At 63.0% G+C, this 21,491-nt stretch carries 22 protein-coding genes; 10 read left to right on the top strand and 12 right to left on the bottom strand.

All coding sequences use genetic code 11. The features are described from left to right. Positions 1-136 precede the first annotated feature (136 nt). The gene (locus GGQ67_RS15340) at positions 137-808 is read right to left on the bottom strand and encodes a GntR family transcriptional regulator (protein ID WP_183901016.1); all 672 of its coding nucleotides are present in this window, start codon (positions 806-808) and stop codon (positions 137-139) included. A gap of 184 nt (positions 809-992) precedes the next feature. Between GGQ67_RS15340 and GGQ67_RS15335 the strand changes: the two genes are divergently transcribed. Further along, entirely contained in the window at positions 993-1,682 is a 690-nt protein-coding gene (locus GGQ67_RS15335) for an HAD family hydrolase (protein WP_183901015.1), read from the top strand. Between the two features lie 100 nt (positions 1,683-1,782). On the opposite strand, the gene GGQ67_RS15330 is transcribed toward GGQ67_RS15335, so the two are convergent. Continuing rightward, positions 1,783-2,442 carry a hypothetical protein gene (locus GGQ67_RS15330; protein WP_183901150.1) on the bottom strand — a complete coding sequence of 220 codons (660 nt, stop codon included), beginning with the start codon at positions 2,440-2,442 and terminating at the stop codon, positions 1,783-1,785. Positions 2,443-2,675: 233 nt separating this feature from the next. Here GGQ67_RS15330 and thrC point away from each other — a divergent pair, with 233 nt between their 5' ends. Genes thrC through GGQ67_RS15310 form a run of 4 tightly spaced genes read left to right on the top strand, consistent with a single transcriptional unit; the run spans position 2,676 to position 8,955 of the window. Next, positions 2,676-4,076 carry a threonine synthase gene (gene thrC / locus GGQ67_RS15325; RefSeq protein ID WP_183901014.1) on the top strand — a complete coding sequence of 467 codons (1,401 nt, stop codon included), beginning with the start codon at positions 2,676-2,678 and terminating at the stop codon, positions 4,074-4,076. A gap of 27 nt (positions 4,077-4,103) precedes the next feature. Continuing rightward, positions 4,104-5,402 carry a M16 family metallopeptidase gene (locus tag GGQ67_RS15320; RefSeq protein WP_183901013.1) on the top strand — a complete coding sequence of 433 codons (1,299 nt, stop codon included), beginning with the start codon at positions 4,104-4,106 and terminating at the stop codon, positions 5,400-5,402. A gap of 29 nt (positions 5,403-5,431) precedes the next feature. Continuing rightward, positions 5,432-6,046 (top strand): GNAT family N-acetyltransferase, encoded by a 615-nt coding sequence (locus tag GGQ67_RS15315; protein WP_183901012.1) that lies wholly within the window; start codon positions 5,432-5,434, stop codon positions 6,044-6,046. Further along, entirely contained in the window at positions 6,043-8,955 is a 2,913-nt protein-coding gene (locus GGQ67_RS15310) for a sensor domain-containing phosphodiesterase (RefSeq protein ID WP_183901011.1), read from the top strand. The genes GGQ67_RS15315 and GGQ67_RS15310 overlap by 4 nt, the downstream gene beginning before the upstream one ends. A 21-nt stretch (positions 8,956-8,976) precedes the next feature. On the opposite strand, the gene GGQ67_RS15305 is transcribed toward GGQ67_RS15310, so the two are convergent. From GGQ67_RS15305 to GGQ67_RS15295, 3 genes are all read right to left on the bottom strand, one after another. Next, positions 8,977-10,062, bottom strand: coding sequence for a zinc-binding metallopeptidase family protein (locus GGQ67_RS15305; RefSeq protein WP_183901010.1), 1,086 nt, complete (start codon positions 10,060-10,062; stop codon positions 8,977-8,979). 80 nt (positions 10,063-10,142) lie between these two features. After that, positions 10,143-10,334 (bottom strand): CsbD family protein, encoded by a 192-nt coding sequence (locus GGQ67_RS15300; RefSeq protein WP_183901009.1) that lies wholly within the window; start codon positions 10,332-10,334, stop codon positions 10,143-10,145. Positions 10,335-10,421: 87 nt separating this feature from the next. Next, entirely contained in the window at positions 10,422-11,027 is a 606-nt protein-coding gene (locus GGQ67_RS15295) for a YqgE/AlgH family protein (protein WP_183901008.1), read from the bottom strand. A gap of 190 nt (positions 11,028-11,217) precedes the next feature. On the opposite strand from GGQ67_RS15295, the gene GGQ67_RS15290 reads away from it, so the two are divergent. Both GGQ67_RS15290 and GGQ67_RS15285 read left to right on the top strand, forming a co-directional pair. Continuing rightward, positions 11,218-12,015: a protein-disulfide reductase DsbD domain-containing protein gene (locus GGQ67_RS15290; protein WP_246400199.1), complete on the top strand. Its 798-nt coding sequence runs from the start codon at positions 11,218-11,220 to the stop codon at positions 12,013-12,015. 49 nt (positions 12,016-12,064) lie between these two features. Further along, positions 12,065-12,550: a peroxiredoxin gene (locus tag GGQ67_RS15285; RefSeq protein WP_183901006.1), complete on the top strand. Its 486-nt coding sequence runs from the start codon at positions 12,065-12,067 to the stop codon at positions 12,548-12,550. 93 nt (positions 12,551-12,643) lie between these two features. Here GGQ67_RS15285 and GGQ67_RS15280 read toward each other — a convergent pair whose 3' ends face one another. Next, positions 12,644-12,952, bottom strand: a complete 309-nt coding sequence (locus tag GGQ67_RS15280; protein WP_026283108.1) for a Dabb family protein — start codon at positions 12,950-12,952, stop codon at positions 12,644-12,646. Between the two features lie 244 nt (positions 12,953-13,196). Between GGQ67_RS15280 and fdhA the strand changes: the two genes are divergently transcribed. Both fdhA and GGQ67_RS15270 read left to right on the top strand, forming a co-directional pair. Continuing rightward, entirely contained in the window at positions 13,197-14,387 is a 1,191-nt protein-coding gene (fdhA, locus tag GGQ67_RS15275; RefSeq protein WP_183901005.1) for a formaldehyde dehydrogenase, glutathione-independent, read from the top strand. A gap of 981 nt (positions 14,388-15,368) precedes the next feature. Continuing rightward, positions 15,369-15,785 (top strand): hypothetical protein, encoded by a 417-nt coding sequence (locus tag GGQ67_RS15270; RefSeq protein ID WP_183901004.1) that lies wholly within the window; start codon positions 15,369-15,371, stop codon positions 15,783-15,785. Positions 15,786-15,877: 92 nt separating this feature from the next. Here GGQ67_RS15270 and rnhA read toward each other — a convergent pair whose 3' ends face one another. The 5 genes from rnhA to GGQ67_RS15245 form a co-directional block, all read right to left on the bottom strand. Beyond that, positions 15,878-16,318, bottom strand: coding sequence for a ribonuclease HI (rnhA, locus tag GGQ67_RS15265; RefSeq protein WP_183901003.1), 441 nt, complete (start codon positions 16,316-16,318; stop codon positions 15,878-15,880). Further along, the gene (locus GGQ67_RS15260) at positions 16,315-17,280 is read right to left on the bottom strand and encodes a homoserine kinase (protein ID WP_183901002.1); all 966 of its coding nucleotides are present in this window, start codon (positions 17,278-17,280) and stop codon (positions 16,315-16,317) included. The genes rnhA and GGQ67_RS15260 overlap by 4 nt, the downstream gene beginning before the upstream one ends. Positions 17,281-17,504: 224 nt before the next feature. Then, positions 17,505-18,509, bottom strand: coding sequence for a 4-hydroxy-3-methylbut-2-enyl diphosphate reductase (gene ispH / locus GGQ67_RS15255; RefSeq protein WP_183901001.1), 1,005 nt, complete (start codon positions 18,507-18,509; stop codon positions 17,505-17,507). A gap of 221 nt (positions 18,510-18,730) precedes the next feature. After that, positions 18,731-19,507, bottom strand: coding sequence for an SURF1 family protein (locus GGQ67_RS15250; protein WP_210279659.1), 777 nt, complete (start codon positions 19,505-19,507; stop codon positions 18,731-18,733). Beyond that, positions 19,476-19,859 (bottom strand): DUF983 domain-containing protein, encoded by a 384-nt coding sequence (locus GGQ67_RS15245; RefSeq protein WP_183900999.1) that lies wholly within the window; start codon positions 19,857-19,859, stop codon positions 19,476-19,478. The genes GGQ67_RS15250 and GGQ67_RS15245 overlap by 32 nt, the downstream gene beginning before the upstream one ends. A 121-nt stretch (positions 19,860-19,980) precedes the next feature. On the opposite strand from GGQ67_RS15245, the gene GGQ67_RS15240 reads away from it, so the two are divergent. Beyond that, on the top strand, positions 19,981-20,622 hold the full coding sequence (locus GGQ67_RS15240; protein ID WP_183900998.1) for a chloramphenicol phosphotransferase CPT family protein: 642 nt from the start codon (positions 19,981-19,983) through the stop codon (positions 20,620-20,622). Between the two features lie 149 nt (positions 20,623-20,771). On the opposite strand, the gene GGQ67_RS15235 is transcribed toward GGQ67_RS15240, so the two are convergent. Continuing rightward, positions 20,772-21,218: a GNAT family N-acetyltransferase gene (locus tag GGQ67_RS15235; protein WP_183900997.1), complete on the bottom strand. Its 447-nt coding sequence runs from the start codon at positions 21,216-21,218 to the stop codon at positions 20,772-20,774. Positions 21,219-21,491 lie beyond the last annotated feature (273 nt).

Here is a 21,491-nt window from a genome sequence, read left to right as displayed (position 1 = left end):
GCGATGGCAAGCGGCCGAGATGCGATTGCGCAGCGAACAAACGCGATCGCGCGCCGTACCGACAGCGAAAGCGGCCGAAAAGCGCGAAATTCCAGGGAATTCACGCCGAGAATAAATTATCTATAATTTTGAGAATTCAGCCGACGATGGCGAAGGCTTCGCCGTTTTCGCCACCCTTGCTGGTGGATTTCGGCGCGCGGCCGATCCACTGGACGTGGCGCTCGAGGATGCCGGCCGCCTCTTCCGCCCTGCCCTGGCGCAGGGCCAAGAGGATGGCGCGGTGGTCGTGGTCGGTGCGCTTTTCCCATCCCGAACGCCAGGCGGAGAACAGGAAGCGGGCGCTGGCGGCGTGGAGATCGTCGATCGAGGCGAGCAGACGGCTCATGTTGCAGGGCGTCAGGATGAGGCGATGGAAGCGGCGGTTGGCTTCCTCCCAGGCGTGAACGTCGGCCGCCGCATCACCCTCGCGGGTCGCCTCCTCGGCGGCGTCGAGGATCGCAGGCGTCAGGTGCTTGGCGGCGTGGCGCAGCGCCAGAACCTCGAGCGCGGCGCGCATCTCGGCCACCTCGCGCACCTCCTTGATGTCGAAGGAGGCGACGCGCACCCCGCGACGCGGCTCGCTGATCGCCAGCCCCTGCGCCTCCAGGCGACGGAAGGCTTCGCGCACGGGCACGTGGCTGGCGCCGAACTCCTCGGCGATATGATCCTGGCGCAGACGCAAGCCGGCCGGCAATTCGCCGCGAACGATGCGGTCGGCGAGCACGCGGCTGATGCGGCTTGCGATTGTGTCTTCCGGTTCCTTGGCCATACCCTTCCATTAGAGGGCGAACCATGGCTTGTCGAGGCGACAAGGCCCCGCATCCGCAGGCAATTCGATAGCGCGTAACCCTAGCCATCCGACGACCGCAGGCCAGCCATGACGCACGGCCGGTTGAGATCGGCCGAGGCATCGTGTAAAGCCCGCTCATCCCCAACGAAGGCTTGAGACTTACATGAACGGCTTCGACCTCATTCTTTTCGACTGCGACGGTGTTCTGGTCGATTCCGAAATCATCGCGGCGGACGTCGAGTCCAGGCTTCTGACGGAAGCGGGCTACCCTATTAGCATCGAGGAAATGGGCGAGCGGTTCGCCGGCATGACCTGGCAGAATATCCTGCTGCAGATCGAGCGCGAAGCGAGCATTCCGCTCTCGGCCTCCCTGCTCGACAAGTCCGAGAAGCTCCTCGACATGCGGCTGGCGTCCGAGGTGCAGGCGATCGCGGGTGTCGAGGCGGTGCTCAAGCGCATCGACCTCAAGCGCTGCATCTGCTCGAACTCGTCGAGCGCGCGGCTCGCCATGATGCTGTCCAAGGTCGGGCTCAGCCAGTTCTTCGCGCCCAACATCTTCTCGGCCAAGGATCTCGGCGCCGACCGCGTCAAGCCGAAGCCAGATATCTTCCTGCACGGCGCCACGCAGATGGGCGCTTCGCCATCGCGCTGCGTGGTGGTCGAGGATTCCGTGCACGGCGTCCACGCGGCGCGCGCCGCCGGCATGCGGGTGATCGGCTTCACCGGCGCCTCGCACACCTATCCCTCGCATGCCGACCGGCTGACGGATGCGGGCGCCGAGACGGTGATCTCGCGGATGGTGGATCTGCCGGGCGTGGTCGCGGCGCTGGCGGAATGGGAAGGCGTGGCCTGAGTTTTTGAGGGTTTGAGGGAATGGGCTTAGGCGCTGTGCCGTAAGGCCCCCTCACCCTTTAATCCCACAACGCGGCTATAGCCGCCCTACCCCAAAAACCTTAGCTGGACTTCTTCTTGCCCTTGCCCTTGGCGGGCGCGCCCTGGTCGAAGCCGACGTTGACGCGGACGAGCGAGCCGGAGCCGACGGGCAGCCTGATGCCGTCCTTGCGGAACAGGACCTGGGTGGCGCCGTTCGGGTCGATCTGGGTAGCGAAGTTGGTGACTTCCGAATAGAGCGCGTCCTCGCCGTCATAGACGGAGATGCGGATCGGCAGCGTGACGTTGCCCGAGGCGCCGACCGGTCCGGCGACGATGCGCAGCTGCGCCACGACGGTCATCACGAGATTCTGTTCGTTCAGCGTGCACTGGCGGGTGTAGTTGCCGATCGAGGCCTGGAAGGCGAGCTTGTCGGGCGCGCCGGTCTTGGCGCCGCCGGCGTAGCGGTAATAGATCGCCTCGGCGTCCTTCATGTAGATGGTTGGGCAAGCGCCCTGAACGACAGGCGCCGTGTTGCCGGACGCGGTGGTCGCCGTGCCGATCGACGGATCGTTGGACGACGGATTGGCCGGGGCCATCGGCATCACCTGCGCGCTGCCGCCGGAGGGCGCCGACGCCGATGTCTTGCTGTCTCCACCGCCCATCCCGAGCGAGTTGCAACCGACCAGAACAGCCGCGACGGATGCGGAAGCGATAAGACGAGAGACCTTGCCGAACACGATTATTGCACCCTCTTCACAAAGTTTTTTGCCGGGCCCGTTCAGTGAAAACAGGGCCTTTCGTGACAGTTTGCGATGGTCTATATCAGCGGCGCAAACAAAAATCGATTGGGTAAGCACTGTTTTGATGCACATTTCGGGATTGCAGCCGGCGAAGGCCAAAGCTGCGGCTTAGAGACGGCGGGACACAGGTTTTCTCTTCAATCCGGATTTTCTTCAGGCCCGGCACATCAAGGATGACGACAGTGGACTATATCTCGACCCGCGGCAAAGCCCCTGCCCTCGGTTTCTGCGATGCATTGCTGGCCGGCCTGGCGCGTGACGGCGGCCTCTATGTGCCGCGCGAATGGCCGCAATTCTCCAAGAAGGAAATCCGGGCGCTGCGCGGCAAGAGCTACCAGGACATCGCCTTCACCATCCTGTCGCCGTTCACCAACGGCGAAATCCCCGCCGACACGTTTCGGGCGATGATCGACGAAGCCTACGGCACCTTCCGCCATCCGGCGATCGCGCCTTTGGTGCAGACCGGCCCGAACAGCTTCGTGATGGAGCTCTTCCACGGCACGACACTGGCGTTCAAGGATGTGGCGATGCAGCTGCTGGCGCGGCTGATGGACTATGCGCTGGAGAAGCGCGGCGAGCGCGCCACCATCGTCGGCGCCACCTCGGGCGACACGGGCGGGGCCGCGATCGACGCATTCGCCGGACGCGAGCGCACCGACATCTTCATCCTCTTCCCGCACGGCAAGGTTTCGCCGGTGCAGCAGCGGCAGATGACGACATCGACGGCGTCCAACGTGCATGCGCTCGCCGTCGAGGGCAATTTCGACGATTGCCAGAATCTGGTGAAGGCGATGTTCAACGACGGCGCGTTCCGCGACAAGGTGAAGCTCTCGGGCGTCAACTCGATCAACTGGGCGCGCATCATGGCGCAGATCGTCTATTATTTCACGACGGCGATCACGCTCGGCGCGCCGGACCGGAAGGTTTCGTTCACCGTGCCGACGGGCAATTTCGGCGATATTTTCGCCGGTTACTGCGCCAAGCGCATGGGCCTGCCGATCGGCAAGCTGGTCGTCGCCACCAACGAAAACGACATCATGGCGCGCACGATCAAGACCGGCCGCTACGAGATGAAGGACGTCAAGGCGACGACCTCGCCGTCGATGGACATCCAGATCTCGTCGAACTTCGAACGGCTGCTGTTCGAGGCCTATGGACGCGACGCCTCGAAGGTCCGCGCCGCCATGGACAGCCTGAAGCAGTCGAACGGCTTCGACATTTCGGCCGATGCCATGTCCTTCATCAAGAAGGATTTCCGTGCCGGCCGCGCCAGCGAAAAGCAGGTGGCCGAGACGATCAGGACCACGCTCGAAAAGACCGGCTACCTGCTCGATCCGCATTCGGCGATCGGCGTTTTCGTGGCCGAGAAGCACGAAAAGGCCAATTCGCCTATGGTGACGCTTGCCACCGCGCATCCGGCCAAGTTCCCCGCCGCCGTAAAATCCGCATCCGGTATTGACCCCGCGCTTCCGACGTGGCTTGCTGATTTGATGGACAAGGAGGAGCGCTTTCAGATCGTTAAGCCCGAGCTCAAAGAGGTAGAGACGTTTATCGACCAGCATTCCCGGGCCTAATCAGCGGAAGGCGCAGAAAGATAGCCAATGACAGTTGAGTGCACCCGGCTCAAATCCGGGCTGACAGTAGTCACACAGAACATGCCGCATCTCGAAAGTGCAGCACTCGGAGTCTGGATCAAATCAGGTTCGCGCAATGAAACGACAGACGAGCACGGCATCGCGCACCTGCTCGAACACATGGCCTTCAAGGGAACCGCGCGCCGCAGCGCCCGCGAGATCGCCGAGCAGATCGAGGATGTCGGCGGCGAGGTAAACGCCGCCACCTCGACCGAAACGACCTCCTACTATGCGCGCGTCCTGAAAGACCACGTGCCGCTCGCCGTCGATATCCTGGCCGATATCCTCACCGAATCCGCCTTCGAAGAGGAAGAGCTGGAGCGTGAGAAGCAGGTCATCCTGCAGGAGATCAACGCCGCCAACGATACGCCCGACGACGTGGTGTTCGACCGGTTTTCGGAAGTCGCCTATCGCGACCAGACGCTCGGCCGCGCCATTCTCGGCACCCCGCAGACGGTGGTCTCTTTCACCCCGCAGCAGATTCGCGGCTATCTCAGCCGCAACTACACGACCGACCGCATGTTCGTGGTCGCGGCCGGTGCCGTGCAGCACGACGAGTTCGTGCGCATGGTCGAGGACCGGTTTTCCTCGCTGCCGACGGCGCCGAGCGCCACGCCGGTCATGGACCCCGCCAAATATATCGGCGGCAATATCCGCGAAACCCGCGACCTGATGGACGCCCAGATCCTGCTCGGCTTCGAGGGCAAGGCCTATCACGCCCGCGACTTCTACTGTTCGCAGATCCTCGCCAACATCCTCGGCGGCGGCATGTCTTCGCGGCTGTTCCAGGAAGTGCGCGAAATCCGCGGGCTCTGCTATTCGATCTACGCCTTCCACTGGGGCTTTTCCGATACCGGCATCTTCGGCATCCATGCCGCGACCGGCGGCGAGAACCTGCCGGAGCTGGTTCCCGTCATCATCGACGAACTGCATAAGTCGGCCACCTCGATCGACCAAAAGGAAATCGAGCGCGCCCGCGCCCAGATCCGCGCCCAGCTTCTGATGGGCCAGGAAAGCCCGGCGGCGCGCGCCGGCCAGGTGGCGCGGCAGATGATGCTCTACGGGCGACCGATCTCCAATTCTGAAATGATGGAGCGACTGGAAGGCATCACCATCGAAAGGCTGACCGACCTTGCCGGCCGGCTGTTCTTCGACACGGTGCCGACACTGTCGGCGATCGGCCCGCTCGAGCATCTTGCGCCGATGGAAGACATCGCCGCGTCGCTCATCTCGCCTGCCCCGCAGGGCAAGCAAGCCGTCGTTTGAACCTGCATTCGCGGCTCCGGGAGTGATCGATGCCAAAATCGGTGTTTCGGTTCCTGTCTCGGCAGCCGGAAGCAGTTGAAATCGAAGACGCCAATTATGTGCTGCGGCTGCCGCGCTACCAGGATTTCAACCAGTGGCACAAGCTGCGCTCGGCAAGCCGCGGCTTTCTCGAGCGCTGGGAGCCGACATGGCGCCGCGACGAACTGACGGAGGGCTCCTACCGGGCCCGCGTCATTCGCGGCAAGCAGGAATACGCCTCCGGACAGGCGGTTCCGCTGCTGCTTTTCCACCGGGACAACATGACGCTGCTTGGCGGCATCACCATCGGCTACATCAGGCGCGGGGCCGCGCAAAGCTGCATGATCGGCTACTGGATGGGCGAGGCGCATGCCGGCCAAGGCCATATGTTCGCCGCACTTCAATTGGTTATACCCTACATCTTCGCAGGCCTTGAGTTGCACCGTATCGAAGCAGCCTGTATTCCAGACAACGCTCGGAGCATCCGCCTGCTTGAAAAAGCCGGGTTTCAGCGGGAAGGCTATCTGCGCGGATACTTGAAGATCAACGGTCAGTGGCATGATCACGTGATGTTTTCACTGCTTGCCACCGATACGGATAAAGGCAGGATAACCGACAGCCGATGACCAAAAAACGCATGCTGCACTCGTCACCATCAGGACGTTTCGTCGCGGTGATCGCAGCGCTTTTCCTGTCCGCCTTCGCGCTGATGTCAGGGGCCGCGCAGGCCGCCGAGCCGGTCAAGATTTCCCGGGACGACACCGCGCTCGATCTGACCAAGACCACCGAAATCTACACCAATCAGGGCGAAGCCTTCCAGGTTTCGACCGCGGCCGGCGCCGACGGCATCCGTCGCCGCATCGAGGTGCGCTCGAGTTCCGGCAACTACCAGGGCGACTGGGCGGTCTTCGCGCTCGCCAACGTGTCCGACGAACAGCTGGAGCGCGTCATCGTCGCTCCGCATTTCCGGCTGGCGAACTCCAAGCTGTTCTGGCCGGATCTCGGCTCGCAGCGCATCACCGCGATCACGCCGAGCGAAGGCTTCGCGCTCGACCGGCAGCCGAGCGACGAGGCCGACGTCTTCCGCATCACGCTCAATCCGGGCGCCGTCATCACCTTCGTCGCCGAGCTTTCGACGCCCGAATTGCCGCAGATCTATCTGTGGGAGCCCAACGCCTACAAGGATACGATCAACGCGTTCACGCTCTATCGCGGCATCGTGCTCGGCATCGCCGGCCTGCTGGCGGTGTTCCTCACCATCCTGTTCGTCGTCAAGGGCACCTCGATGCTGCCGGCGACGGCCGCGCTCGCCTGGGCGGTGCTCGGCTATATCTGCGTGGATTTCGGCTTTCTCGGAAAGCTCGTCAGCATCGCCTCGGCGGACCAGCGAATATGGCGGGCCTGCGCGGAAGTGGCGCTGGCATCGAGTTTCGTCATCTTCCTGTTCACCTATCTCAACCTCAACCGGTGGCACACGCATCTGGGCTATGTGACGCTCGCCTGGGTGCTGGGCCTGGCCCTGCTCTTCGGCGTCGCCATCTACGACCCGGCGATCGCCGCCGGCATCGCCCGCCTCTCCTTCGCGCTGACGGCGACGATGGGGTTGCTGCTCATCGTCTATCTCGGCATCAACCGCTACGACCGCGCCATCCTGCTGGTGCCGGCCTGGGCGCTGATCCTGGTGTGGATCTTCGGCGCCTGGCTGACGATCACCGGCCAGCTCGACAACGACATCATCCAGCCGGCGCTCGGCGGCGGCCTGGTGCTGATCGTGCTGCTGATCGGCTTCACGGTCATGCAGCACGCCTTCGCGGGGGGAACGTTCCAGCAGGGCCTGTTCTCGGATCTCGAGCGGCAATCGCTGGCGCTGACCGGCTCCGGCGACATGGTGTGGGACTGGGACGTGGCGCGCGACCGTGTCGTCACCATCCCCGACGTCTCCGTCAAGCTCGGCCTTTCGCCCGGCACGATGCATGGCGCCGCCCGCAACTGGCTGCCGCGCCTGCACCCAGACGATCGCGACCGCTTCCGCGCCACGCTGGACGTTCTGCTCGAACATCGCCGCGGCCGGCTGAACCACGAATTCCGCATTCGCGCCGAGGACGGGCATTTCCACTGGCTTCTGATCCGCGCCCGGCCGGTGCTCGATTCCAACGGCGAGGTGATCCGCTGCGTCGGCACGGTGATCGACGTCACCGAGCAGAAGAACTCGGTCGACCGTTTGCTGCAGGACGCGCTGCACGACAACCTGACCGGTCTTCCCAACCGCCAGCTGTTCCTCGACCGCCTGCAGGGCGTGCTGGCGCTGGCGCCGGGCAGCGATACGCTGCGCCCGACGGTGATGGTGATCGATATCGACCGCTACAAGCTGGTCAACGACGCGCTTGGCGTTGCGGCCGGCGACAATATCCTGATCGCGCTGACGCGCCGTCTCCGCCGACTGCTGAAGCCGCAGGACACGCTGGCGCGCCTCTCCGGCGACCAGTTCGGCCTCATCCTGGTTTCCGAGCGCGATCCGGCCAAGATCGCCGACTTCGCGGACGCGATCAGCAAGGCGATCATGGTGCCGATCAACTTCGCCAACCGCGAGATCATCCTGACGGCGTCGATCGGGCTTGCTTCCTTCGTCGACCAGCAGGAGAACGCCACGGGGATGCTCAGCGATTCCGAGCTTGCCATGTACCGGGCCAAGCGCGCCGGCGGCAATCGCGTCGAGCCGTTCCAGCCCGCCTTCCGCGATTTCGGCGCCGACCGGCTGCAGCTCGAATCGGATCTCCGCCGTGCGCTTGAGCGCAAGGAACTGTCGATGGTCTACCAGCCGATCGCCGGCCTTGAAGACGTGGAGATCGCCGGTTTCGAGGCGCTGATGCGCTGGGAGCATCCGAAGCGCGGCAACATCCCGCCGTCGGAATTCATTCCGATCGCCGAGGCTTCCGACATCATCAACATGCTCGGCGTCTTCGCCCTCGAACAGGCGACCAACGACCTGATGGCCTGGGAGAGCCAGACCGGCGAGCTGCCGATCTTCGTGTCGATCAATCTCTCCAGCGCGCAGTTGCTGAACAACGATCTCTACGACGATGTGCGCTCGGTGCTCGCCAAGACCCATTGCGATCCGACCCGGCTGAAGCTGGAACTGACCGAGACGATGGTGATGGAGAACCCGGAGCAGGCGCGGCTGGTGCTGGAGAAACTGCGCGAGGTCGGGCTTGGCCTGGCGCTCGACGATTTCGGCACCGGCTATTCCTCCCTCTCCTACCTCACGCGCTTCCCGTTCGACACGATCAAGCTCGACAAGACGCTGGTCTGCGGCGCCAGCGACCGGAAGTCGACGGTGCTGCGCTCGGTGATCTCGATGGCGCGGGAACTCGATATGAAGGTCGTGGCCGAGGGGATCGAGTCCAACGAGGATGCGATCGAGCTGGCGAAGATGGGCTGCACCTACGGCCAGAGCTATCTCTTCGGTCCGCCGATGGCGACGGAATCGGTTCTGCGGCTGCTGAAGGAGCGGTTTCCGCTGACCAAACGGGCCTGAGGTCTCCCGGGCCGCGAAAGGTCAGGCGGCGTGCTGGCGGGGCTCGGCGACGCGATCCTGGATCAGCCGGTGAAGGTATTCGAGCTTTGCGACGACGGCGTTCGAGAGCACGAAGGGGTAGGAATCCGGCTGCCCCATGCTGCGCTGGATGGCGTTGATCGCCACCGATAGCGGCACCCAGGCGCTAACCAGCTGCTCGGCGCTGGCGGCGCGGTAGGGGTTGAAATCCACCTCGGACGCCATTTCCTCATGGCCGCGCGGATCGATCGCGATGCCGAAGCCGCGGGCTGTCTCCAGCGTATCGACGATGTGGAGATAGTGCGCGAAGCATTCGGCGAAGTCCTCCCAGGGATGAGACGTCGCGTAGGCGCTGATGTAGCCCTGCTGCCAATCCAGTGGCGCGCCGTTCTGATAATGGTTCCGCAGCGCCTGACCATAATCCTGCCGCTCGTCGCCGAAGACGGCGCGAAAGCCATCGAAGGCGTTCCGGTCGCGGACCAGACGGTTCCAGACGAAGTGCCCGATCTCGTGGCGGAAATGGCCGAGAAGCGTGCGATAGGGTTCGTTCATCGAGGCGCGGGCAAGTTCGCGGGTGACATCGTCGGCTTCGGCGGCGCGGATGGCGATGACGCCTTCGTCGTGACCTGTCATGGCCGGGATGACGTTTCCATCGACCTGCACCTCGTCCTCGAGAAAGTCGAAGACCAGGCCGCCTTGCGGATCCTCGATGCGATCGGGCGGTGGCAGGCGCCAGCGCAGCAGCGAATAGAAGAGATGGCGCTGCGCCTGGCTGATGCGGCGCCAGCGATCGATGCCCTGCTGCGTATGGGTGTTGGGCACCAGGCGGTTGTAGCGGCAGGCGATGCAGAAGGGGTGTTCGTCATCCGCATTGACCAGCCAGTTGCAGATATCGAGGCCGGCATTGGCGCAGAAGCGCACGGCGCGCGCGGGCTCCGACGCCATCCGCCACAGCGTTTCGTCAAGCGGCTCGAGAGCGCGCATCGAGAGATCGTCGGGCAAAAAGCCGAGGCGATGGTTGCAGCGAACGCATTGGCGATTGTCGAAATGCACGACCTGATCGCAACTGTCGCAGGCAAAAAGCCGCATGGAACGCCCCATCAAGCGGTATTGATACAAAACGACCCGCAGCGCGGATGCGCGACGGGTCATTGCCGGAATGCTGTCGATCACATGCGATCGACGGCATCCTTCAGCTTGTCCTTGGCGTTACCCTTGGCGGTCTGCGACTTGCCCTTGGCTTCCTGAACGGCGCCCTTGGCGCGGGTCGCATTGTCGCCGGTCGCCTTGCCGACCGCCTGCTTGGTCTTGCCGGCGATCTCGTTTGCCTTGCCGGAAATCTTGTCGGTGGTGCTACCCATCTGATGTCTCCTTTTGGAACGGGCCTCGTGCCCGGTGCGAAAAGAGAACGTCGCTTGCAGCTATTCGTTCCGCGAATTTTCTGGTCTTCAGGCGTGGCCGGCTTCGGTGGAAAGCATGGCCGCAGAGATGCCCATGCCAGCCAATGCGCGCTCGTACTTGTCATCGAGATTGGGATCGAAGATGAGGGCGTCGTTGGCCGCGCAGTTAAGCCAGCCGTTCGCGGCGATCTCGGCTTCGAGCTGGCCGGCGCCCCAACCGGCATAGCCGAGCAGCATGGTGGCGCGCTTCGGGCCCTCGCCCTTGGCGATGGCGCGGATGATGTCGAGCGTCGCCGTCATGCAGATATCGTCGCTGACGGGAATGCTGGAATCGCAGAGATAATCGTCGGAATGCAGGACGAAGCCGCGGCCACTTTCGACCGGTCCGCCCGTCTGGATCGACAGATCGCGCGTGGCGGTCGGCATGAGGATCGCCTCGTCGGTCTTGATCATGTCGAGATGCATGAGCACGTCGGTAAACGAGAGTTCCTGCGACCGGTTGATGATGAAACCCATGGCGCCGGCATCGGAATGGGCGCAGACGTAAATGACCGTGCGGGCGAAGTTGCTATCCGATACGCCGGGCATGGCGATCAGGAACTGACCGTCGAAGAAGCCGCGTTCTCGTCTGTTTTTCAGGGTCGACAGGGACATGATACCTCCTGATGCCAGACCGCCCGAGGCCCCGACAAGAGAAACATGGGCCAATGTCCTGTTTCAATCAACTGAAAATGAAAATTTAATCGACCAAGGCCGCTGGCGAAGGACGCCGGATTTGAATAACCATTGTCGCATGACCTTCGCATCGCACACACAACGCCTCGCCCTTACCCTCGCAGTCGCCATGCCTCTTGGCCTTGGCTTCTCCCTGCCGGCGCTTTCCCCGGCGCAGGCCGCGACCAGCGCCTGGGCCGAGAACGCCGGCGGACGGATGCGGCTGGTGGCGCTTTCGCCGGACGACAACGGCAAGATCCGCGCCGGGCTGCAGATCGAACCGAATGCCGGATGGATCACCTACTGGCGCGAACCCGGCAACACGGGCATCCCGCCACAGATCGTCATCGCGCCCGGGACGGGGGTGACGCTCGACAAGATCAGCTACCCCATTCCCAAGCATATCAAGAGCGACGAGATCGACGATGTCGGTTACGACGCGCCGGTGACGCTGCCGCTCACCCTGTCGGCCAAGAGCGGTGTTACCGAGATCAAGGCGCAGGCTTTCATCGGCATCTGCAAGGATATCTGCGTGCCCTTCCAGGCCGACCTTACGGTCGCGCTTCCGGCGGCGGGACAATCGCAGCCGCAGGAAGAGGCCATTCTTGATGCCGCCGAGGCGCGGCTGCCGGAAGCGTCTTCCTCCGAGTTCAAGGTGACGGAGCATACGCTTTCGCCCGACCGGACGGAGCTGAAGCTCGACATCACCCTGCCCGACATCGGCGACACGACACCCGACGTCATCGTTGCCGGCCCCAGCGGCTATGTGTTCACCAAGCAGCTGATGAGCAAGCGCGACGGCACGGCGCTGACGACCACGGTCGCGATCGGCAAGCTGCCCAGGAACTACGACATATCGGGCAAGAGCTGGAGCGCGCTCGTCATCGACGGGGCGCGCGCCATCGAAAGCCCGCTTGCCTTCGATTGAAATCCCGCGGCCCACGCGCCGCCCGCCAACCCACCATGAGGAGACATTCATGACCATTGCGATCGGCGATACCCTGCCTTCGGCGACATTCAAGGAAAAGACGGCCGACGGCCCGGTCGAGACCACGACCGAGGCGCTGTTCAAGGGCAGGCGCGTCGTGCTGTTTGCCGTGCCCGGCGCGTTTACCCCGACCTGCTCGCTCAACCACCTGCCGGGCTATCTCGAAAACCGCGACACCATTCTCAACAAGGGCGTCGACGACATCGCAGTCGTCGCGGTCAACGACTGGCACGTGATGGGCGCCTGGGCGCAATCCTCGGGCGGCATGGGCAAAATCCACTTCCTCGCCGACTGGGACGCTTCCTTCACCAAGGCGCTCGGCCTCGACGCCGACCTTTCGGGCGGTGGTCTCGGCGTGCGCTCGAAGCGCTACTCGATGCTGGTCGAGGACGGCGTCGTCAAGTCGCTCAACGTCGAGGAGAATCCGGGCCAGGCGACGGTTTCCAGCGCCGCGACGATGATCGAGCAGCTCTGAGCGAGCCCTTGACCTCGGTGGGGATCGGACCGATCCCCACGACCTCGGCGAACGCGAGCTGACGGTCGCGAACGCTATCTCCGACCTGCGGGATCAGACCTGCAGGTCGAAGACGATCAGGCCGCCAAGGCCGCCATCCAGCGACGAGACGATGCGCTCGCCGACGGCGACATGTTCGGGATGGACGAGATAGGCGTCGCGCGCCTCGGGGCTTTCGAAGGTGACGGCAAAGCCATCGACGAAACCGGCATGCAGGCCCTCGGGCGAGACGTTGGGGCCGTATTTGATATCCAGAATGCCCGGAATGACCTGCTTCAGCGCGACGATCTGTTCGAACAGGGACTGCTTTTCTTCGCCCGTGATGGCCGATTTCAGCCGCATCAGCACCGAGTGCAGGATCATATGTCGCCTCCCAAACTATTGTTATCAGCAGAGCATAGTGGGAATGCGCCCGTGGGCAAGATGCAAAGATTGGCCCTCCCCGGTCTTCGAGCCCCTCTCCTCACTTCTCCGTTTACGACCGTTTCGGACGAAGAAACCGTCGTAAACGGGACGACGTGGCCGGCATTCTCCTCTAAGCTGCGATGATGACCGCACGGGAGAGGAGCCCGCGCGGACCGCAGCATTTTCAACGGAGGAGATGAAAATGAGCAAGAACCGTGGCGTCGTCTACATGCGGCCCGGCGTTGTCGAAATCCATGACATCGACGATCCCAAGCTCGAGGCACCCGATGGACGCCGCATCGAGCATGGCGTGATCCTGAAAGTGATCTCGACCAATATCTGCGGATCGGACCAGCATATGGTGCGCGGCCGCACCACGGCGATGCCGGGGCTGGTTCTCGGCCACGAGATCACCGGCCAGATCATCGAAAAGGGCATCGACGTCGAGATGCTCGAGGTCGGCGACATCGTCTCCGTGCCGTTCAACGTCGCCTGCGGACGCTGCCGCTGCTGCAAGTCGCAGGACACCGGCGTCTGCCTCACCGTCAACCCGTCGCGCGCCGGCGGCGCCTATGGCTATGTCGACATGGGCGGCTGGATCGGCGGACAGGCGCGCTACGTGACCATACCCTATGCCGACTTCAACCTCCTGAAGATTCCGGATCGCGACCGGGCGATGGAGAAGATCCGCGACCTCACCATGCTCTCCGACATCCTGCCAACAGGCTTCCATGGCGCGGTGCGCGCCGGCGTCGGCGTCGGCTCGACGGTTTATGTCGCGGGCGCCGGCCCGGTCGGCCTCGCGGCGGCCGCTTCCGCCCGCATCCTCGGTGCCGCCGTGGTGATGATCGGCGACTTCAACAAGGATCGCCTGGCGCATGCCGCCAAGGTGGGCTTCGAGCCGATCGACCTGTCGAAGAGCGACCGCCTGGGCGACATGATCGCGCAGGTGACCGGAAGCAACGAGGTCGACAGCGCCATCGACGCCGTCGGCTTCGAGGCGCGCGGCCATTCGGGCGGCGAGCAGCCGGCGATCGTGCTCAACCAGATGATGGACATCACCCGCGCCGCCGGCTCGATCGGCATTCCCGGCCTCTACGTGACCGAGGACCCCGGCGCCGTCGACAGCGCGGCCAAGACCGGCAACCTGTCGCTGCGCTTCGGGCTCGGCTGGGCCAAGGCGCAATCCTTCCACACCGGCCAGACTCCGGTGCTGAAGTATAACCGGCAGCTGATGCAGGCGATCCTCCACGACCGCCTGCCGATCGCCGATATCGTCAACGCCAAGGTGATCCCGCTCGAAGAGGCCGTTCAGGGCTACGAGAGCTTCGACCACGGGGCGGCGACGAAATTCGTGCTCGACCCGCATGGGGATGTGGCGAAGGCGGCTTGAGGGCTTAGACTGAGTGGATGGAGGGGTGGGCTGGTGTTGTGCCGGTGGCCCCCTCATCTGCCTGCCGGCATCTTCTCCCCGCTGGGGAGAAGGGACTCGTGGCGGGCCGCTTGCTCCATCTTCCCTTCTCCCCCACGGGGAGAAGGTGCCCGAAGGGCGGATGAGGGGCCGCTGGCGCTGACGTTAGCCAATTTTTACCCCCGACACATGCTTCTACCCCGGCAGGCTTTACCCCCGGTTGATACGGCACCTGATCGGACGGGGCGCCAAAAGCTGCCTCGTAAATAGTTTAGTTTTGTTGACACCTTCCGGCGCCCCGTTCGGCGGTCTGCTATCGTGTCCTGGTTCCTTTACCGGGTGATCGGCATCTTTTCAGAGATATGCTCGCGGGATTGTTCTTGTTCTTGAGGCTTTCGCTCCCCGGGCATCCCGAAGGGCCGTCTTGATCGACGCCGAGAGGGCCTCCACGGACCTGTCGCCCGCGGCACCCCGGCGCCGTTCCGCAAAACCCTTTTGAGGCATAACGGTCGGCCAGTCGCCGTCCCTCATGTGCATAGGCGCGTGGTATCGGCGAACCGACCTATGCACCCGCACACCAGCTCTTCGCTGGCGGGACCATTCCGCGACGCCCCTCGTTTCACCCTGCGTCAGGGGTTTCCCGAAAGCGCCGGTTCCGCCTCGCCGGTAACGCAACCGGTGTATCCGAAGACGGGACGGGGTGAGTTTGGCGCAGGCGGTGGGTGTGGGGAAAATGCGTCGTGTAAGTGGTTGATATTGTGAGGTGTGGGGTGAGATGAGCAGCGATGGTCCGCGCGCGAGTATATATGCGGCCGGCAAGCGTCGCCAATGACGTGATCGCCTGTTGATGACCGCCGGCCTAAGCGGAAATGATTTTCAGATTTCCAAATTCAGCGAAACACTTAACGCTATTCTCAGCAGAAGCGTGCCATTGTTAAATCCGAAAAGGAGAAAGCGAAGACGATGGTTGTTGTCATTTTCTTGCTCGGAGCCCTCGCGATGTTTTTGGGCATTCCTGTTCGCGACGCCATAGAGCACCAAACGCTGAAGACATGGCTCCTCGAAAAATCGATATGGGCAACCATTCTGTTTGGATTTTGTTTTGCCGTTATGATGTTCGTTAAGCCCGAAGGTTTGAATTTCCTTTCAGGCTCGCTTTACGCGCTCATTTTTTACCTGAGCATCATCGGCGTTTTTGTACTCCCGACATCCGTCTGGATCATCTCAGTTTACGCTTTTGGCTACATCTACTGGTTCATTGGCGGAAAACGAAAGCTGTCGGTTGGTCCATTGGATGAGCCTAAATATGGACCAACCAAATCAGAGGCCAATCGCCCTCGGCGCAACCGATTTGGAAAGCGAAGCGACGATGCCGACTAGGGTAGCAAGAGGCACGCCACGTGTCTCTTCTCCCCCGCGGGGAGAAGGGACTCGTGGCGGGCGCTCGCTCTCTCGCAGACCGAAAAGCAAGCCTACCGCTTCTTGAACGGCTCCATGCCCTTGCGCGCCAACTCGTCGGCGCGTTCGTTTTCCGGGTGGCCGGCGTGGCCCTTGACCCAGTGCCACTTGACCTTGTGGCGCTGGTTGGCGGCGTCGAGCGCCTGCCAGAGTTCGCCGTTCTTCACCGGCTTCTTGTCTGCGGTCTTCCAGCCGTTCTTCTTCCAGCCGAAGATCCACTTGGAGATGCCGTCCATGACGTATTTGCTGTCGGTGTGGAGATCGACCTCGCAGGGGGTCTTCAGCGCCGTCAGCGCCGAGATGGCGGCCAAGAGTTCCATGCGGTTGTTGGTGGTTTCCGCCTCGCCGCCGCAGAGCTCCTTCTCGACCTCGCCATAGCGCAGCACCGCGCCCCAGCCGCCGGGGCCGGGGTTTCCGGAGCAGGCGCCGTCGGTATAGATATCGACGTGCTTCATGCGGTCAGCCCGTATTCGGCGGCGGATTTGATCTGGCGGTGGAAGCGCAGCTTGCGCAGGTATTCGAGCGGGTCCTTCTTCGTCACCAGCGCGCCCTCGGGCGTCATCAGCCAGTCGTAGAGGCGGGTCAGGAAGAAGCGCAGCGCCGAGCCGCGCGCGAGGGTTGGAAGTGCTGCCAGTTCGGCGGCGCTGAGCGGCCGAACGCTGGTATAGCCCTCGAGCATCGCCATGCCCTTGGTGATGTTATAGGCGCCGTCCTTTTCGAAGCACCAGGCATTGAGGATGATCGAGACATCGTAGGCGAGCAGGTCGTTGCAGGCGAAGTAGAAATCGATCAGGCCCGAGAGGTCGTCGCCGAGGAAGAAGACGTTGTCGGGGAAGAGATCGGCGTGGATGACGCCGGAGGGGAGATCCTTCGGCCAGTGCGCGGCGAGATAATCAAGTTCGCTGCGGATTTCCGCCTGCAGGCCCTTCTCGACCTCGTCGGCGCGGGCTTCAGACTTGTCCCACAGCACCTGCCAGCCATCGACGGAGAGCGCGTTCGGGCGCTTGAGGTCGAAACCTTCGCCGGCGATGTGCATGCGGGCCAGCGCTCTTCCGACTTCGCGGCAATGTTTGGCCTCGGGCTTGCGCAGCCACATGCCTTCGAGGAAGGAGATGAGGGCGGCGGGCCGGTCCGACAACTGGCCGAGCAGCGCGCCATCCTTGCGCGGCAGCGGCAGCGGGCAGGACAGGCCACGGGCGGAAAGATGCTGCATGAGACCGAGGAAGAACGGCAGGTCGTTTTTCTCGACGCGCTTTTCATAGAGCGTCAGGATCAGCGGGTCCTTCGAGGTGTGCAGCAGGAAGTTGCTGTTTTCGACGCCCTCGGCGATGCCCTTGTAGGACAACAGCGTGCCGGCGTCATATTCCGTCAGGAACCACTTCAGATCGTCTTCGGAGATATCGGTGTAGACTGCCAAGGCGGGCTCTCGTTCTAAGTTGGAAAATCACGCTGCGTGGAAAGATAATACCCCCTCTGCCCTGCCGGGCATCTCCCCCACAAGGGGGGAGAACAGCTGGACGCACGCTCTTCCCCAACCAATTATCGTTGCGGCAGACCGGGTAGCAAGCCACTTGTCCTCTCCCCCCTTGTGGGGGAGATGTCCGGCAGGACAGAGGGGGTGGCCCACCCTCCGACCACCAACTACCCGTTCACGAACGCCATGTCCGCCGTCGTCAGCTCGATGTCGCGCAGTTCGCGGTTGACGAGGAAGTGCTCGTTTTCCTGGACGGTCTCGGCGAGCTCGACGCGGGCATCGAACCGGGCGCGGAAGGCCTCGATGATCTCGTTGACGATGACCTCTGGCGCCGAGGCGCCGGCCGACAGGCCGAGCGTGCCGACATGGCCGATATCGTCCCAGTCGAGCTCGGAGGCGCGCTGCACCAGGATCGACTTCTTCGCCCCTGCCCTCAGCGCCACTTCGACGAGGCGCTTGGAGTTGGACGAATTGGGCGCGCCGACGATGATGAAGAGATCGCAGCCGGGGGCGGCTTGCTTGACGACTTCCTGGCGATTGGTCGTGGCGTAGCAGATCGAATCGGCCGCCGGCGCGGTCAAATTCGGGAAACGCTCCCGCAGGCGGGCGATGACACCGGCGGTGTCGTCCACCGACAGCGTGGTCTGCGTGACATAGCCGAGATTATCGGGATCGGCGGGCTCGTAGACGTCGACATCGGCGATGGTTTCGACCAGCGAGACGGCGCCTTCGGGAAGCTGCCCCATGGTGCCGATCACCTCGGGATGGCCGGCATGGCCGATCAAGACGACGTGGCGGCCGAGCTTGTTGTGGCGCATGGCCTGCTTGTGGACCTTGGAGACCAGCGGGCATGTGGCGTCGAGATAGAAGAGGTTGCGTGTGGTCGCATCCTCCGGCACCGATTTCGGCACGCCGTGGGCCGAGAAGACGACCGGCTGGGCGCGATGCTCTTCGGGGATCTCGTTCAGCTCCTCGACGAAGACGGCGCCCTTGGCTTCCAGTCCTTCGACGACATAGCGGTTATGAACGATCTCGTGCCTGACATAGACGGGCGCGCCATAGGATTTCAGCGCCAGAACGACGATCTGGATCGCCCGGTCGACGCCGGCGCAGAAGCCGCGCGGCCCGCAGAGCCTGATCGTCAGTGGAGGTTTTGAAACGGCAATATTCATGTCTTTTCCGAGTTATATTCCCTCATTCCTGTGCTTGGCACAGGAATCCAGCGCGCTCAAGTCATTGAGCGCAAAAGACTCTGTTCACGGCGCCGACGCGCCGTGGCTGGATTCCTGTGACGAGCACAGGAATGAGGGAGAAGAACTCCCCGCCAACGGCTATCGCGTTCGCTGCGAACTGAACGACCTCTAGCCCAATATAGGCACGAATTGAAGCGATACTATTGCGCGGGCGGATCGCCGCGCCTGCGAAACCATGCGACCGCGACGATGGCGACGAGGGTGGCGGCCAGGCCGTACCAGGTGACGGCATATTGCAGGTGGCTGTTTGGCAGGTTGACGTCGGTGACGCCGCCGACCGGCAGGCCCTTGGGATTGGGCGTGTCGTCGGCATCGACGAAGAGCGGCACGACAGCAGCCTTGTCGAGCCCGGCGCTCGAGGCCATGACGTCGAGATCCTTCCAGTAGAAGATGTTCTTGGCGACGTCGTTGTCGGGCACGGCCCAGGAGGGCTTGCCCGGCAACCGGGCGCGGGCGAGACCGTTGACGGTCCGTTCGCCCGTCAGCTGGCCCTGCATGCGCGTCTCCGGCTCCTTGTTGTCGTAGGGAACGAAGCCGCGGTTGACGAAGAGATCACGGCCGTCGGCAAGCCTGAGCGGCGTGTAGACGTAGTAGCCGGTCAGGCCGCGCCAGGTGGCGAAGAAATGGCGTTCGCGGCTGTTGTCGTAGACGCCCGACGCGGCGACGCGGCGATACTCGATATCCTCGCCCTTCGCGGCCATCGCTTCGATCTCGGCCAGGGGCACGGCGGGGGCGGCGAGACGGGCGGCGATATCGGCGAGCAGGCCTTCCTTCCAGCGCAGGCGCTCGACCTGCCAGGTGCCGAGCGAGACGAGGATGGCGAGCGCGACGAGCACCGCCGCGGCGGTGAAAACGGATGGCGCGCGGCGGGGTGCGGCTTTGGCATCAGTCACGGGAGAGACGTCCTTCACGGGCATTGTGGCGACACTGCATGGCGATCAGGATGCCCTTGCACCAGCGCAATGCCAGAAGCGAGAGGATGATCGTCAGCGGCGCGAAGAGAAGGATATGCAGCCAGATCGGCGGTGAATAGTTCACTTCCAGCCACAGCACCGAGCCGATGACGACGAAGCCTACGATCAATATGACGAAGACGGCCGGACCATCGCCGGCGTCGGCAAAGGCATAATCGAGACCACAGGCGGCGCAGCGCGGCTTCAGCGTCAGCAAGCCATTGAAAAGCTTGCCATTGCCACAGCGCGGGCAGCAGCCGCGCAGACCGGTCTTCAAGGGGTCCACAGGCGGAAAATGCGCGCCGTCCTCGTTCATGCTATCCTCCCGATGCGGTGAGTCACCGCCATAAAGTCACCCATAATGTAATCGAAATGCGAAGTGAAATGCCTGCGCGATTTCGCCTCACTGATTCGCGCCAAACAAAAGAAGAAAACACATGTCCGAGGAAAACCCCGCCGCTCAGATCGTCATTCTGAACGGTGCACCACGCAGCGGAAAATCATCGATCGCCAAGGCGATCCAGGACGAGTTCGACGGCCCGTGGATGAACCTCGGCGTCGATGCCTATAACGGCATGACGCCGGAACGCTATCTGCCGGGCATCGGGCTGCGTCCCGGTGGCGAGCGGCCCGATCTCGAGGAGATGGTGCCGTTCTTCTACGCCGCACTCTACGAGACCATCGCCATCCATGTCGGCCTCGGCCTCAACGTCGTCGCCGATCTCGGGCACCACGACTTCTATTCGCAGCCGCTCGGCATCCTGACGGACTGCGCCCGCAGACTGGAAGGTTTTCCGGTTCTCTTCGTCGGCGTGCATTGTCCGCTCGACACGATCATGCGCCGCCGCGACATCCGCATGCCGGGCCGCGAGGGATTGTACGAGCAGGCAAGCGCGCAAGACCCGATCCCCGATTCCGTGCAGCGCTGGCAGGACCACGTGCATCAGCCGGGGATCTACGATCTGGAAGTGGATACATCGCTTCTGACGCCGCTTGAATGCGCCGAGATCATCCGGCAGACGCTGGACCTCGGGATACCCCGACCGTCGGCGTTCGAGCGGATCGCGGAGGCGCGGTAGAGACGTCGCGTAACGAGAGACGAACACGGCCACGCCTTTGCGTCACGTTTTGACGGAGTTCAGCGATACCCCTGCTGCCTCGGTTATCGGGGGTATCGCGCATTGCCGGAGGCTTTTCGTGATGCGACGGCGGCTTCGGCCAAAAACAGTCATCTGAATCTAATGATGTGAGTGGCATTTACGGAGTTCGCGGGCGCAAAACCAAGCTTCTCATAGAGAGCCGCGGCTTCCGCCGTATCAGTAAACAGCCGAACGCCGGAGAATGAGGTTCGCGCTGTGTCCAGTAAATGGCGAGCAACGCGAGAGGCGACCCCTTGTCGGCGGATGCGTTGTAGTACGTAGAGATGGCGCAGGCGAGCAATACTTGGGTCATCTACGTAAGGATCGATGTTCAAGCCGCCGACAGCTACGAGCTGTGCATTGTGAAAGGCACACATCAGCCTCTCTCCGTGTTTGTCAAACCGGTTTGCCTGCGACTCCCACTCGTTGACAAGTTTGTCCATAAAACGGAAACCCGCCCTGGAGGCCTCGATCCGAAGAACCTCGATGTCGGGCGGCAGCTCCAGGACAGCCTTAAGTTCGATGACTAGGTCCATGAAAGTCTCGTTATCGTGGTCGCAATTGCTTTTGTATCAGCAGACCTCAATGGCCGCAAAGGGCCGGTGGCCGACCTCAAGAGTCGGCCGCTAAGCGGCCGGAAGCCGACATCGTACGCAGGTGATCCGCAAATGCGGCCAGCCTCAGCAGCCGGAGCCCCCTCATCCGCCCTTCGGGCACCTTCTTGGATGATCAAAATATGAGATAGTTGTTTCTGCCGGGCGGGTGGCCACCCGCCCGGCAGCTGGTTGTCGGATCGTCACCTTCTCAGC

The sequence above is a fragment of the Rhizobium metallidurans genome (assembly GCF_014196505.1).
Classification (GTDB): Bacteria; Pseudomonadota; Alphaproteobacteria; order Rhizobiales; family Rhizobiaceae; genus Rhizobium; species Rhizobium metallidurans.
The sequence above is the reverse complement of the archived record's forward strand: the minus strand, read 5'-3'. Positions and strand labels throughout refer to the sequence as shown.